At 67.3% G+C, this 13329-nt stretch carries 12 protein-coding genes; 6 read left to right on the top strand and 6 right to left on the bottom strand.

The window, feature by feature from the left end:
• Nucleotides 1-57: 57 nt before the first annotated feature.
• Both HII28_RS16835 and HII28_RS16830 read right to left on the bottom strand, forming a co-directional pair.
• Nucleotides 58-1215, bottom strand: coding sequence for a dipeptide epimerase (locus tag HII28_RS16835; protein ID WP_170027007.1), 1158 nt, complete (start codon nucleotides 1213-1215; stop codon nucleotides 58-60).
• Nucleotides 1216-1220: 5 nt separating this feature from the next.
• Complete coding sequence (locus HII28_RS16830) at nucleotides 1221-1841, bottom strand: TetR/AcrR family transcriptional regulator (RefSeq protein WP_170027006.1); 621 nt, start codon at nucleotides 1839-1841, stop codon at nucleotides 1221-1223.
• 92 nt (nucleotides 1842-1933) lie between these two features.
• On the opposite strand from HII28_RS16830, the gene HII28_RS16825 reads away from it, so the two are divergent.
• Entirely contained in the window at nucleotides 1934-3058 is a 1125-nt protein-coding gene (locus HII28_RS16825) for an FAD-dependent oxidoreductase (protein WP_170027005.1), read from the top strand.
• Between the two features lie 122 nt (nucleotides 3059-3180).
• A complete protein-coding gene (locus HII28_RS16820) occupies nucleotides 3181-4143 on the top strand; it encodes a magnesium transporter CorA family protein (RefSeq protein WP_170027004.1) in 963 nt (320 codons plus the stop codon).
• A gap of 148 nt (nucleotides 4144-4291) precedes the next feature.
• Here the strand turns inward: HII28_RS16820 and HII28_RS16815 are convergent, their stop codons facing one another.
• From HII28_RS16815 to HII28_RS16800, 4 genes are all read right to left on the bottom strand, one after another.
• The gene (locus HII28_RS16815) at nucleotides 4292-5530 is read right to left on the bottom strand and encodes an arginine deiminase (protein ID WP_170027003.1); all 1239 of its coding nucleotides are present in this window, start codon (nucleotides 5528-5530) and stop codon (nucleotides 4292-4294) included.
• A 125-nt stretch (nucleotides 5531-5655) separates the two neighbouring features.
• Nucleotides 5656-7194 carry a basic amino acid/polyamine antiporter gene (locus HII28_RS16810; RefSeq protein ID WP_170027002.1) on the bottom strand — a complete coding sequence of 513 codons (1539 nt, stop codon included), beginning with the start codon at nucleotides 7192-7194 and terminating at the stop codon, nucleotides 5656-5658.
• A 152-nt stretch (nucleotides 7195-7346) separates the two neighbouring features.
• A complete protein-coding gene (locus HII28_RS16805) occupies nucleotides 7347-7949 on the bottom strand; it encodes a GNAT family N-acetyltransferase (protein WP_170027001.1) in 603 nt (200 codons plus the stop codon).
• A 64-nt stretch (nucleotides 7950-8013) separates the two neighbouring features.
• The gene (locus tag HII28_RS16800) at nucleotides 8014-9027 is read right to left on the bottom strand and encodes an acetylxylan esterase (protein WP_170027000.1); all 1014 of its coding nucleotides are present in this window, start codon (nucleotides 9025-9027) and stop codon (nucleotides 8014-8016) included.
• 189 nt (nucleotides 9028-9216) lie between these two features.
• Between HII28_RS16800 and HII28_RS16795 the strand changes: the two genes are divergently transcribed.
• The 4 genes from HII28_RS16795 (at nucleotide 9217) to HII28_RS16780 (ending at nucleotide 13326) form a co-directional block, all read left to right on the top strand.
• Complete coding sequence (locus tag HII28_RS16795; RefSeq protein ID WP_170026999.1) at nucleotides 9217-9957, top strand: SDR family NAD(P)-dependent oxidoreductase; 741 nt, start codon at nucleotides 9217-9219, stop codon at nucleotides 9955-9957.
• Nucleotides 9958-10181: 224 nt separating this feature from the next.
• Entirely contained in the window at nucleotides 10182-11462 is a 1281-nt protein-coding gene (locus tag HII28_RS16790) for an extracellular solute-binding protein (RefSeq protein ID WP_170026998.1), read from the top strand.
• Nucleotides 11462-12403: a sugar ABC transporter permease gene (locus HII28_RS16785; RefSeq protein WP_205865026.1), complete on the top strand. Its 942-nt coding sequence runs from the start codon at nucleotides 11462-11464 to the stop codon at nucleotides 12401-12403. The genes HII28_RS16790 and HII28_RS16785 overlap by 1 nt, the downstream gene beginning before the upstream one ends.
• Nucleotides 12400-13326 (top strand): carbohydrate ABC transporter permease, encoded by a 927-nt coding sequence (locus HII28_RS16780; protein ID WP_170026997.1) that lies wholly within the window; start codon nucleotides 12400-12402, stop codon nucleotides 13324-13326. The genes HII28_RS16785 and HII28_RS16780 overlap by 4 nt, the downstream gene beginning before the upstream one ends.
• Nucleotides 13327-13329 lie beyond the last annotated feature (3 nt).

Genomic DNA, 13329 nt, shown 5'->3' with positions numbered 1-13329 from the left:
GGAGCGGCTCGACCGGCAGTGGCGCGCCTCGACCAGCGGTACGCCAACCTGCTCGGGTCAGACCACGAGGCCGTCGATCCCCAGGCCAGGTGCGTCGGGTATCCGCACGGTGTCACGGTCGTAGCGGATGCCTCCGCGCACCGGTGACGCACTGAGCCAGAGTCCCGCGTCGAGATCGTGCGCCGTCGGGGCACCGGACTGCGCGTTCACGGATGCCGCAACAGCACTCGCGGCGGCGATGCCGACGTGGCTCTCCATCATGCAGCCGACGATCACAGAGACGCCCGCGGCCCTCGCGAGGTCGCGCAGTGCGATCGCCTCCCGGATGCCCCCGGTCTTCGCCAGCTTGATGTTCACCATGTCGGCAGCGCGCCTGGCGATCACCTCGCGGGCATCGCGCGTCGTCCATACGCTCTCGTCGGCGAGCAACGGCGTTCCGACGTGCGCGGTCACGAACGCGAGGCCGTCGAGGTCGTCGCGGTGCACGGGCTGTTCGACGAGCTCGACGCCGAGCCCGGCGTCCTCCCACCCTCGGATGACGTCGACCGCCCGCTCGGGCGTCCAGCCCTGGTTGGCGTCGGCGCGCAGCGTCACCGCCGTACCGACGGCATCCCGCACGGCGCGCATCGCAGCGATGTCGTCGCCGCCCGCGCCGACCTTGACCTTGATGGTGCGGAAGCCGGCATCCCGATGCTCGATTGCCGCCTCGACGAGCCCGGCGATGCCAGCGGCGTCGACGACGGCCGACAGCGTCATGTCGGTGCGCACGCCGGTCGAGCCCGCGTAAGCGGATGCCCCCAGCAGTTCGTACAGCGGAACTCCCGCCGCCTGCGCCGCCAGGTCGTAGATCGCGCAGTCGACAGCCATGCGGGCCGCCGAGTTGCGCACCACGGCGGCCTCGAGCGCTGCGCTCGCTTCGGATGCGGATGCCAGTGCAGCCGTCCCGGCCGCGGACTCCGTTGCTCCCGACGGATCGACGGGCATCCCGACCACGGCTTCGCGTAGCGGCCCCTCGACCGCTGCCGTCACGCTCGCCGGGCTCTCACCTGTGACGCGCCAGCTGGTCGGCGCCTCGCCCCATCCGCTGCGGCCGTCGGAGTCGACGACCTCGACGATGAGGGCGTCGATCGCCGTGGCGGTGCGCACGGCAGTGACGAATGGACGCACGAGGGCCACCGGCCTGCTGTGGAGGCGGACCTCGGTGATGGTGTTCATGTGTGTCACTCCTGCACCCCCAGCGCGAACGCGGCAGCCGTGCGGATTCGACGTGCGCGCCGAACCGGGGACGCGTTGCGGTCCTCCTGCAGCACGGTCTGCACCGCAGCGGAACTCGCACCGACGAATGCGCCCGCCAGCGCAGCGGCGTGGGCCGCGTCGAGCGTGGCGAACCTCGAGCCGAGGGCGTCGGCGATGGCACGGATGGCAGCGATCTGCTCCAACGCGCCGCGGGCCCGCACCGCAGGCACGGAGTCGACGAGTTGGAGCCGTAGCTGCGCCTGGTCGCTGAGGAAATCCCGCTCCGTGGCCTCGGATGCCGCATCCAGTCCGCGCAGCAGCACGCGTGCCGGATCCTCGTCCGGGGATGCGGCGGCGATCGTGGCGACCGCTATGTCGGTGCGATCGGATCCGGCGCCGAAGAGCAGTGCGTCCTTGCTTTCGAAGTATCCGAAGAACGTGCGGGTGCCGATGTCGGCGGCAGCCGCGATGTCGGCCACCGTGGTCGCGTCGTAGCCGTTCGAACCGAAGAGTTCGATGCCTGCCGAGATGATGCGTTCGCGGGTCTGAGCGCGTTTGCGTTCGCGCAGCGTCGGTGCCGCGACCGGGGATTCGGACGTACTCACGGTTGACATCCTAGCAACGACTGCTAAATTGCACTCGATGCGAACTTGCAATGAGTGCGAGTCGGATGGAATGCGGAGACGGGAGCGAAGTAATGGTTCGAGCGCTGATATCCGGCGCCGGCATCGCCGGCGCTGCCCTTGCCTGGCAGCTCGCAGGGCGTGGCGTCGACGTGACGGTCGTGGAGAAGTCGGCTGGGCAGCGATCCAGCGGCAATCCGGTGGACGTGCGGGGAGAAGCCCTCGGACTCGTGGACGCCATGGGAGGCGGGGACCGGTTGCGCGCCGCGGCCACGCGCGTGCGCTGGCTCGTCGCCGTCGACCGCCGAGGACGTCGTATCGCGAAGCTTCCTGCGTCCACGGCGGCGCGCGGGGTCGAGAGCATCGAGGTGCCGCGTGCCGAGCTGGTGAAGATCCTGGCCGAGGCGGCATCGCAGCGGGTTCGGATCGTGATGGACGAGTCGATCTCCGGCATTCGGCCGCACGCCGACCGTGTCTCGGTCGAGTTCGAATCGGGGGCCTCAGACGAGTTCGAGCTGGTGATCGGTGCCGATGGTCAGCACTCGCGGGTGCGGGCGCTGGCTTTCGGCCCCGAACGATCCTTCGCTCGCAGGCTGGGCATGTTCGTGGCCACCGTCGAGTCGCCAGAGGAGCGGCTCGATCCGGAGGAGGTGACCATGCTGAACGTTCCCGGGCGTTCGTTCACCCTCCACCCGTCGAGCGGGCGTCCCGGCGCGGCGTTCATCTTCCACAGTCCAGCGGCGCTCGAAGCAGACCGGCGGGAGTGGGACAGGTCCGTCGTCGCCGATGCGTATTCGGGACTGGCATGGCGGGTGCCGGAGTTCGTCGAGCGCTTCATGACGGCCCCCGATGTCTACTTCGACGCCGTCACCAAGATCTCTCTCGATTCGTGGTCGCAGGGGAGAGTGGCCCTGCTCGGGGATGCTGCGTCATCCGTGTCGCTCTTCGGCGACGGCTCCACCCTGGCCCTGCTCGGTGCGCGAACGCTCGCGGATGCGATCGCGGAGCATCCGTTGGATCCGGCCGCGGCTTTCGCCCGGTACGAGGCGAGGCATCGTGCACTGGTCATGCCGAAGCAGCGGGCTGTGAGATCCGTCTCGACCCTGTTGGTTCCGCGCACGGCGCTCGGGCTCGGCGTGCGGAATCTGGCATTGCGTGGCATCCAGGCGTTCGCGGCTCTGCGCCCAGCGGCAGGCTGAGGCCGCCTCGCCGCGGCCAGGATGGGACGGGTCTCAGGAAGGAGGCAGCAGCATCCGCTGCAGCATCAGCGACCGCGGATACGCTGACGGATGGCCCACCCCCCTGAGCAACGGAGCCCCCCATGCGAATCCTCGACACCATCGACGACGCGCTGATCCAGGAGTTGCGGCAGAAGCAGGACTTCTTCTGGCTCGACCTGAGCGCGCCGACCAGGGAGCAGGTCGAGCAGCTCGGGTCGCTGCTCGGGCTGCATCCGCTCGCCGTCGACGACAGTGTGCGGTTCGGGCAGCGGCCGAAGCTCGACACGTACGGCGACACCGCATTGCTCGTGCTGGAGGGCGGGGTCGGGTCGCAGCCGGAGGATCGCAACCCGCATCCGCTCGAGGAGGTGCACTGCCACCTCAGCGGGGACTACATCGTGACGCTGCACCAGAACCCGTACGCCGAACTCGACGAGCTCAAGGCGCAGTTCTCGCACACGTCCCCCACGAAGACGGAGCGGTACTACCTGTACAAGGTCGTCGACGTGGTGGTGGACAGCTTCTTCCCGATGCTGGCCGACCTCGACGAGGAGATCAACGACCTCGAGGATGCCATCGTCTCCGGTGCCGGTCGCCGCGAACTCGAGGAGACGTTCCGCCTCAAGCGGCTGTTGCTGCAACTGCGCAAGGCGGTCGTTCCGATGCGCGACGTGTTCGCGCGCGAGATCGAGGTGATCGCGGACCTGGCCGGGCTCGAGGCGGACAGCCACGACTACTTCCGTGATGTGTACGACCACCTCATCCGCATCACCGATGAGCTGGACTCGTACCACGAGATGGTCGCCAGCTGCACCGATCTCTACCTCTCCACCGTCGCGAACAAGCAGGGTGAGACGTCGAAGCAGCTGGCCATCATCGCCTCGATCTTCTTGCCCTTGAGCTTCTTGACCGGATTCTTCGGCATGAACTTCAGCTGGGAAGTGGGTCACGTACTCATCGGCCCCTGGGCGTTCTTCTTCCTCGGGATCGGCACCATGGCGGTCTCCGCCGGCCTCATGTGGTGGTGGTTCCACCGCAAGGGCTGGACCGGCAACGACGGCTGACCGTTCCACGGGAACCCTCGGGGGACGAACGGGCACCCTCGCGCGGACGAACGGGCACCCTCGGGCGGACGAAGGGGCACCCTCGGGCGGCGGAACGGGCACCCTCGGGGTGGGGTGGGGTGGGGTGGGGTGGGGTGGGGTGGGGTGGTCAGAACTCCACGGGGTCGCGGGAGATCGGGCAAGTCATGCAGTGGCCGCCGCCGCGACCGCGGCCCAGTTCTGCGCCGACGATCGTGATCACCTCGACGCCCGCCTTGCGCAGCAGTGTGTTGACGTGGGTGTTGCGATCGTACGTGAAGACCACTCCCGGCTCGACGGCGACGGCGTTGTTTCCGCTGTCCCACTGCTGGCGCTCGCCGGCATACCAGCCGCCGCCGGGCTCGACGGTGCGCAGTTTCGCGAGGCCGAGCGCATCCGCCACCACGTCGACGAACGGATCCTTCTCCTCGGTCACTTCGACGGGGCCGTTGTCTGAGGGGCGCAGCGAGAACGCCTGGATGCCGTCGACGATGTCGGGGTAGTACGTCACCAGGTCCCGGTCGGCGAACGTGAACACGGTGTCGAGGTGCATGGCGGCGCGTAGTTTCGGCATGCCGGCGACGACCACGCGGGATGCGGCATCCGCTTCGAACAGCTTCGCCGCCACCTGCGTGATGGCCTGGCGCGACGTGCGCTCGCTCATGCCGATGAGCACTGCGCCGTTGCCGATGGGCATCACGTCGCCGCCCTCGAGGGTGGCCTGACCCCACTCGAGTTCCGGATCCCCCCACCACACGGTGTTGCCGGTGAAGTCCGGGTGGAACTGGTAAATGGCCTTCATCAGGAGGGTCTCGTCGTGGCGGGCCGGCCAGAACAGCGGGTTGAGGGTGAGCCCGCCGTAGATCCAGCACGTGGTGTCGCGGGTGTAGATCGTGTTCGGCAGCGGCGGCATCAGGTATTCGTTGACGCCGGTCGACTCCCTGGCGAGCGCCAGATAGGCGGGTCGGAACTCCGCGGGGAGGTCGCGGGTGGAGAGCCCGCCGATCAGGTACTCGGCGAGGGTGGCGGCATCCAGCGACTCCAGGAACGCCCTGGTGTCCTCGACGAGGCCGACACCCACCTCGTTCGCTGTGATCTTGTGGCCGAGCAGCCACTCCTTGGCGCCGGGCACGGCAAGGGTCTGTGCGAGCAGGTCGTGCAGCTCCACCACCTCGACGCCGCGCGACTCCAGCTTGAGCACGAAGTCGTGGTGATCGCGTTTGGCATTGTGCACCCAGAGCACGTCGTCGAACAGGAGGTCGTCGTTGTTGCTCGGCGTGAGGCGTTCGTGGGCGAGCCCGGGCCTGCAGACCAGCACCTTGTTGAGCTTGCCCACCTCGGAATGCACGCCGTACGGCTGGTTCGACATCGGGACTCCTTGTTTCTCGCATGTGTTCGGTTGTCTGGGATGCTGTTCTGCTGCGCCGTGCGGTTCTGCGCTTCGACTCGCTTCGCCTGCTCGGCGATCTCGGTCGACGGCCCGGCGCGCGCCGGTCAGTGGTTGAAGTACTCCTCGGGCGGCGGCGGCGCGATCTCGACGACGCCGGTCGCCAGCAGCACGATGCCGACGATCGCGAAGACGACGAGAACGATGAACACGATCCAGCCCGGCCTGCTGAAGACGGGAACGCGGACACCGGGTGCGGCGACCGCTCGCTGTTCTCGTCGTGCGAAGTAGTAGAGGAGGGTCGCCGGGGCGAGCAGGATGCCGGCGAGGAACATGAACACGTAGCCGGCGGCCCAGATGAGGAAGAGCGTGTAGACGGTGGAGACGATCGCGACCACGAGGTCGCGCGTGCGATGGTCGCTTCTCGGTTTAGCGAGGTCGTACCCGTCGCGGGTGACGGCGATCTTCACCGCATATCCGCTGGCCAGCGCGTAGGGGACCAACGACAGTGCAGCGGTGAGATCGAGCGTGAAGTCCAGCGCGTTGTGCAGGAACTGCACGGCGAACAGGATGACCGTGACGAAAATCGACGTCCACAGCACGGCGTTCACGGGTGCGTCGTGCTTGTTGAGCCTGCCGAAGTACTTCGGCATGTCCTTGTCGGTGGCCGCCGCGAACACCACGTCCGCCGCCAGGAGCTGCCACGCGAGGTATGCGCCGAGCACGGAGATGATGAGGCCGACGCGGATGAAGGCCCCGCCCCACGGTCCGACCGCCGCCTCGAGCACGCTCCCGACGGATGGCTGCGGGAGCTTTGCGATCTCGGCCTTCGGCAGGATCCCGTACGACAGGATCGACACGCACGCGAACAGCGCGAGCACGGACAGGAAGCCCACGACGGTCGCCTTGCCGACATCCGACCGCTTCTTCGCGTGCCGTGAATACACGCTCGCGCCCTCGATGCCGAGAAACACGAAAACGGTGACGAGCATGGTGCCCTGCACCTGGAGGAACAGGGAATCGCCGCCCGGCACGTCGTAGCCGCCCGAGAGGTTGCCGACGAAGACGTCCCACTTGAAGTAGAAGATGACCAGCACGAGGAACAGGGCGAGCGGCACCAGCTTCGCGACGGTGACGATCGCGTTGATGGCTGCGGCCTCCTTGACACCCTGGCGGATGAGGAAGAAGAATCCCCAGACCGCGACGGCGGAGATGATGAACGCCACCCACGTGTCGCCCTCACCGAGCACCGGCTTCAACTCGGGGAAGAGCTGGCTGACCGTGGTCATGATGAGGATCCAGTAGAACGCGTTGCCCGCGCACGCCGACGCCCAGTATCCGACGGCCGAGAGGAATCCTGGATAGACGCCGAACCCCTCGCGGGCGTAGACGTACACCCCGTTGTCGAGCTTGGGTTTGCGGTTCGCGAGCGTCTGGAAGACCAGCGCGAGGGTGAGCATCCCGAGGCCGGCGATCGCCCACGAGATGAGCGCCCCGTAGACGCCGGTCTGCGAGGCGAAGCGGGCAGGGAGCTGGAAGACGCCTGCGCCCACCATCGACCCGACGACCATCGCCGTGAGTGCGGGAAGACTGAGCTTGCTGGACTTCTGCTGGAGTGTTGTGGCCTCGGTGTCGATGCTGGTCATGGGGACCCCTCAGCGATGGACTGATCGCAGTCCCCATGGTGTGCGCAGCCGAAAGGGCACGGCTGCCCCAGACCGGGTGAACTGGAGCGCCTGTGCGAGCGTGCGGGAGGCTTGGACGGAGCGGATGACGCGCACACGCCCCGCGGACGCGCTCAGTCGAGTCGCTTGCGCATCACCCAGCGGTCGCGGTCGCCGATGCGGGACGACGTCAGCGTCGCCCGCTCGAAGCCGGCGGACTCGAACAGGGCGGTGCTGCCGACGTATCCCGAAATCATGTCGACCCGGCCCTGGCCGGCCTCGCCGGAGAGCTCCACCGGATACCCCTCCACCACCGCAGCGCCGTTCTCTCTCGCGTGCCGCACCGCCCCGTCGAGGAGGGTGTGCAGCAGCCCCTGCCTTCGGTAGGTGGGCTTCACGACGAAGCAGACGATGGACCACGCATCCTGGTCGTCGACGAACGGGATGGTGCGGGAGTTCATCAGCCGGCGGTACGTGGAGCGCGGTGCGATGGAGCACCATCCTGCGGGATCCCGGTCGACGTAGGCCAGCACGCCTGGACCCGGTGCGTGCTCGCACTCGTTCTTCATGTAGGCGGCGCGCTCGTCGTTGTGCAGCGTGGCGTCGCGGTACGACATGCACCAGCATCCGCCGCCGCCCGGCTTCTTCACCCCGACGACGTCGTAGAAGCCGTCCCAGTGGCCGAAGGCGGGCACGACCTCGATGTCGGCGCCCTCCAGCGGGATGCGCTTGGTCATGCGGCCAGCGTAGGCCCGGGGTGCGACATCGCCCGTCGGTCGAGCCCGACCGGCGGCGGCCGCGCTAGGCGAGCGAGTGCAGGGCGGTCCGCTGAGCGGATGCCGCGGCATCCGTCGTGCCGAAGACCTCGCTCAGGAACGCCAGGCGACGCTCCGCTGCAAGCTGGCCACCGCCCTCGTGTCCGTTGAACGGGTACACGTCGATCGTCTTGGGTCCTGCGTAGTTGTTGTAGGCGGCGAACACCGTGGAGGCCGGAGCGACATCGTCCATCAGGGCGGCCGAGAATCGCGCGGATGCCGTCGATCGCGGCGCGAAGTTCACGGCGTCGAAGTACGTCAACGTGGTGAAGGCGCGCTCGACGAGCTCGGGCCTCGCACGTCCGAACTTCGTGAGTTCGAGGTAGGGGCCGGCGGATGCGACGTCAGCGGCCCGTCTCAGGTGGCTGAGGAACGGCAGGTCGGCGAGCACCGCGACGGGGGTGCCGTCGAGCGCCGCCGCCGCCAGTGCGAGCGCCGCACCCTGGCTTCCGCCGGCGACAGCGAGACGTTCCGCGTCGATCTCCGGATGCGCCGCCGCAGCACCGATCGCCCGCACGGCATCGACGATGAGTCGTCGGTAGTAGTAGGTCTCCGGATCGAGGATGCCCTGCGTGAGGAATCCGGACGCCTGTGCCCGCTGCTCCGCGTCGCCGTCGGCGGTGTCGCTGCCGACCTGTCCGCGGTTGTCGACGATGAGGTTGGCGTATCCGGCGGCGCTGTAGAGCAGGTTCGTGAGCGTGACGGGGGTTCCGCGGCCCGTGCCGTATCCCATGTACTGCACGACGCAGGGGAGGGATCCGTTGCGGTGCCTCGGCAGATGCAGCCACGCCTTGACCGGCTGGTCGTCGAAGCCGGCGAACGTCACGTCGAAGGTCTCGATGGTGGCCAGCGGGGTGTCGATCCCGTCGAAGTCCACCACGGTCTCGGATCCGGCGTGTTCGGCAAGGGTCGCGGCCCAGAAGGCGTCGAAGTCTTCGCGGGCGGTCGTCGCTGGACGGTAGTCGCGCAGCTGATCGAGCGGCAGATCGAGCACGGGCATGAGCTCACGTGTCCTTTCCGGTTGCGGCGTGCGGGCCGAGGTCGTGACGTCGGCGGGCGGGAGGCACGTCGACGGTGCGGCCAGGCATCCGGCACGCTTGACGAGTCGCTTCGGGGCGGACGCAGTCTTGCGACCATCCGTAACGACTATCGATGAACGATAGTATTCACGAAATCGAGGAGGATGCACATGGTGGCGGATTTCGAGGGACGGGTCGCCGTGGTGATCGGCGGCGCATCCGGCATGGGAAGAGCGACGGCCGAGCTGTTTGCGGCGCGCGGCGCGAAGGTGAGCGTGTCGGACCTCGACGCGGAACGCGGAGCCGCGGTGGTCGACGAGCTGCGCGGGCGCGGATCGGAGGCGATCTTCACCAGGGCGGACATCCGCGTGCCCTCCGAACTCGCCGAACTCGCTCGGCGCACCCTCGAGGCGTTCGGCGGGGTGGACGCCGTCTTCCTCAGCGCCGGCCGGGTCGAGGCGGACCTCGGCCCCATGCTCGAGCTGTACCTGCAGGGCCCGGCGAACGTCGTCGCGGCGATGCTGCCGGGCCTGGAGGCATCGGACGCCGCGAGCATCACGTTCACCGGGTCGACGTCCGGGTTGAAGGCGCACCCTGGGGCGCCCTGGTACGCCGCCGCGAAGGCGGGTCTGGTCGGGATGACGCGCACGCTCGCCGTTGACCTGGCGCGCAAGGGCATCCGGGTGAACGCGGTGTGCCCGAGCGGCGTGGACACTCCGATGCTGCGGGCGACGATGCGCGGTACGGAGCAGGAGATCGAGGCGAAGCTCGCCGAGCAGGCAGCGCGCAAGCCGCTCGGGCGCTGGGTCACGGCATCCGATGTCGCGAATGCGGCGGTCTTCCTCGCGTCGTCGCAGGCGGCGATGATCACCGGCGTTTCGCTTCCCGTCGATGGGGGTGACAGCCTGTGAAGGCTGCGTTGCCGGGTTCCGGCTTGACGCCCGCGGTAGGTCCATGTAATTCTTTCGACTATCGATAGTCGCTCCAAGGGCTCGACGAGGACCGGAGCAGTCCGATCGACCGGGCGCACCCGACCTGGTCGCCAGCATCGGACTGCGGAGCCGACCATCGATCCAGCAACGAGGCTCGGGACGCTTCCCCCGCCTCAACCCCCGGACATCAGAGTGGAGTCGGAATGAAAGGCAAGGGGATCTGGCGGCGCATAGGCGCCGTTGCAGTGGTCGCCGGCGCAGCGTCAATGGTGCTTGCAGGCTGTTCTGGGAACGGCGCATCGGGATCGACGACCGGCGCGGCGACGGCCGCGCCCGCGCACCTGCGCATCATCGTCAACATCTCGCCCAACCTCACCGTCGCGTACTGGACGAAGCTGTTCGACACGTACGAGAAGGCGAACCCGGGCGTCACCGTGAGCCTCGAGCGCACGGGCACGATCTCGGCCAGCGACAAGCTGAACCAGGATCTCGCGGCAGGCGACCCGCCCGACATCGTGCAGCAGGTCACGCCGACGGCCGACACGGCGAAGCTCTTCACCGATCTGTCGAAGCAGTCCTGGACCAAGGACACTCCGCTCGTCGACAACTACAAGATCAACGGCAAGACGTACCTCGTCGGCGCCGGCCAGCAGGTGCAGTCGCTCGTCTTCTACAACAAGGCGGCGTTCGAGAAGGCCGGGCTCGACGCATCCACGATCAAGACCGTCGCCCAGTTCACCTCGGCGATGGGCAAGCTGAAGGATGCCGGCTACCAGCCGCTGCAGACCGCAGGCCAGTGGGTCACGGGCGGGCAGTTCACCATGTTCAACGACTCGACAACCATGACGAAGACGCCGGACTGGATCAAGCAGCGCAGGGCGGGCGATGTCAGCTTCGCGGGCGACAAGGACTACGTGAACTCGCTGAAGTCCTACAAGTCGTGGGTCGACAAGGGCTACCTGGAGAAGAGCGATCTCGGCCTGGCGTACGCCGACGGCCAGACCAACTTCCTCGAGGGCAAGTCGGCCATGTACATGATGGGGTCGTTCTTCGTGCCGGCCGCCGACCAGGCGAGCAAGAGCGACGAGATCGGCGTGTTCTCGATGCCGACGACGGGCACATACCCGACGAAGCAGTACAGCAACATCGCCGACCCGTACGTCGTGGTGAAGCAGTCGAAGAACCAGCAGGCAGCGATCGACCTCGTGAAGTGGCTGACAACGGACAAGAAGGCCGTCGCCAGCGAGCTGGCGGCCGATGGCAACTTCCGCAAGGGCTACACGTACAAGATGTCCAGCCTCGGCGAGGGCGTGCAGAAGATCATCGACGCGTCGCCAGGCGGATTCGTCGAGGCCGCTGACGAGCAGCCGGTGCCCGGGTACTCGACCCAGCTCAACAGCCAGATCCAGGCGCTGTTCTCGGGATCGACCCCGCAGCAGGTGGCGCAGAACTTGGACACGTGGTGGGACTCGCAGGCGCAGTGATGCCCGACGCACGCTCTTCCCGGACTCGGTCCGGGGAGAGCGCTGCGGCGCGCAAACGCAACAGACGACTCAAGGACTCGGCGATCTCGCTGGGCATGGCCGGCCCGGCCGTGCTGCTCTATTCGGTGCTCATGGTGGTTCCGGTGATCGTCGCGATCTACCTGAGCTTCACCGACTGGGACGGATTCTCCGAGGCGGACTTCCTCGGGATCCAGAACTACACGCACCTGTTCACCGATCCGAACACCACGCACTCCATGTGGGTCACGGTGCTGATCGTGATCTTCGGATCGGCCTTCGAGATCGGACTCGGTCTCGCCTATGCACTGGCGCTGCGTCAGAAGTCACGCACCAACTCGGTGTTCAGGGCCCTGACCTACTACCCGCATGTGATCAGCGCGCTGATCCTAGGATTCCTGTGGAACGCCATCCTGGGCACCAAGGGCGCCCTGAACACGCTGCTCGCGGCGTTCGGAGTCGGTCCCGTCGGGTTCCTCTTCGAGCAGAATCTGGCCCTCATCTCGCTCATCGCCGTCATCGTCTGGGCAGGATTCGGCTTCAATGTCGTGCTGTTCGTCGCGGCGCTGCAGACGGTTCCGCTCGAGCTCATCGAAGCGGCCGAGATCGACGGTGCCAGCCGCTGGAAGATCAACAGGCACATCGTGATCCCGATGATCGCGCCGGTGGTCACTGTGGCTCTGATACTCAACTTGATAGGTCTGCTGCGCGCCTACGACATCGTCGTCAGCCTCACGGGAGGCGGGCCGGCAGGCGCCACATCGACCTACGCGTACGTGATCCTCGCGCAGTCCTTCGGCAGCACGAAGATCGGCTACGCCAACGCGCAGGCGGTGTTCCTCATGATCGTGTCCGCAGCGCTCGCGCTGCTCGTGACGGCGCTGCGCAACCGCAGCGACAGGGCTGCCGGAGGTGACGCATGAGCGCGGAAACGATACTCGTCCAGGCCGCGACGGCCGAGGCCGTGACCACGAGTGCCGTCGCGAAGAAGCCGTCGCGCCGGCCGAGGCGAACGAAGGAACGTCCCAACGTGGTGCGCATCGTCATGCTCGCGCTCCTCGTGCCGCTCATGGGCGGACCGGCGTACATCCTGCTGGTCAACGCCTTCAAAACGCAGCAGGACATCCAGACGCAGCCGTTCGGGATCCCGTTCGGCAGGCTCACGCTGGAGCCGCTGCTGGCCGCGATCACGTCTCCGGAGTACAACGTGGTGGCCTCCTACGGCTTCACCGCGTCGATCGTGATCGTCGTCGACATCATCTGCATCGCACTGGCCGGGCCCGCCGCCTACGTCATCGCGCGCAGCACCAACCGCAAGACCCGGCTGCTCATGCTGTACTTCCTGGCCGGCACGTTCATCCCCGGTGCGGCCATGGTCATCCCTGCCATCTACGTGCTCCGCACGCTCGGGCTGGTCAACAGCTTCGCGGGGCTCGTGCTCTACGACTCGGCGACGACCCTGCCGGTGAGCATCTTCCTCATGGTCGGCTATATCTCGACGGTGCCGAAGGACATCGACCAGGCCGCATCCATCGACGGCGCCGGGCGTCTGCGCACGTTCTGGACGATCATCTTCCCGTTGCTGCGCCCCGCGGTGGTGACGATCCTGATCCTCAACTCGATCGGCCTGTGGAACGACTTCGTCAGCCCGCAGATCCTGCTCGGTCCGTCATCGGAGCAGTACACAGTGACGACGGCGATCTACACGGGCATCAGCCAATACACGACGGATCTCACAAAGGTCTTCCCGAACCTGCTGCTGGCGATCGCGCCGGTGATCGTCTTCTTCATCTACATGCAGCGGCACATCATCAGCGGTCTCACGGTCGGCGCCACGAAGGGATAGGGC

Origin of the sequence: Planctomonas sp. JC2975 (assembly GCF_012985205.1) — a bacterium.
GTDB lineage: Bacteria > Actinomycetota > Actinomycetes > Actinomycetales > Microbacteriaceae > Humibacter.
The sequence above is the reverse complement of the archived record's forward strand: the minus strand, read 5'-3'. Positions and strand labels throughout refer to the sequence as shown.

Excerpts from the sequence above, each read along its gene's own strand:
- HII28_RS16835 (WP_170027007.1), bottom strand. The coding sequence starts at position 1,215 with ATGAACACCATCACCGAGGTCCGCCTCCACAGCAGGCCGGTGGCCCTC.
- HII28_RS16825 (WP_170027005.1), top strand. The coding sequence starts at position 1,934 with ATGGTTCGAGCGCTGATATCCGGCGCCGGCATCGCCGGCGCTGCCCTT.
- HII28_RS16820 (WP_170027004.1), top strand. The coding sequence starts at position 3,181 with ATGCGAATCCTCGACACCATCGACGACGCGCTGATCCAGGAGTTGCGG.
- HII28_RS16815 (WP_170027003.1), bottom strand. The coding sequence starts at position 5,530 with ATGTCGAACCAGCCGTACGGCGTGCATTCCGAGGTGGGCAAGCTCAAC.
- HII28_RS16810 (WP_170027002.1), bottom strand. The coding sequence starts at position 7,194 with ATGACCAGCATCGACACCGAGGCCACAACACTCCAGCAGAAGTCCAGC.
- HII28_RS16805 (WP_170027001.1), bottom strand. The coding sequence starts at position 7,949 with ATGACCAAGCGCATCCCGCTGGAGGGCGCCGACATCGAGGTCGTGCCC.
- HII28_RS16800 (WP_170027000.1), bottom strand. The coding sequence starts at position 9,027 with ATGCCCGTGCTCGATCTGCCGCTCGATCAGCTGCGCGACTACCGTCCA.
- HII28_RS16795 (WP_170026999.1), top strand. The coding sequence starts at position 9,217 with ATGGTGGCGGATTTCGAGGGACGGGTCGCCGTGGTGATCGGCGGCGCA.
- HII28_RS16790 (WP_170026998.1), top strand. The coding sequence starts at position 10,182 with ATGAAAGGCAAGGGGATCTGGCGGCGCATAGGCGCCGTTGCAGTGGTC.
- HII28_RS16785 (WP_205865026.1), top strand. The coding sequence starts at position 11,462 with ATGCCCGACGCACGCTCTTCCCGGACTCGGTCCGGGGAGAGCGCTGCG.
- HII28_RS16780 (WP_170026997.1), top strand. The coding sequence starts at position 12,400 with ATGAGCGCGGAAACGATACTCGTCCAGGCCGCGACGGCCGAGGCCGTG.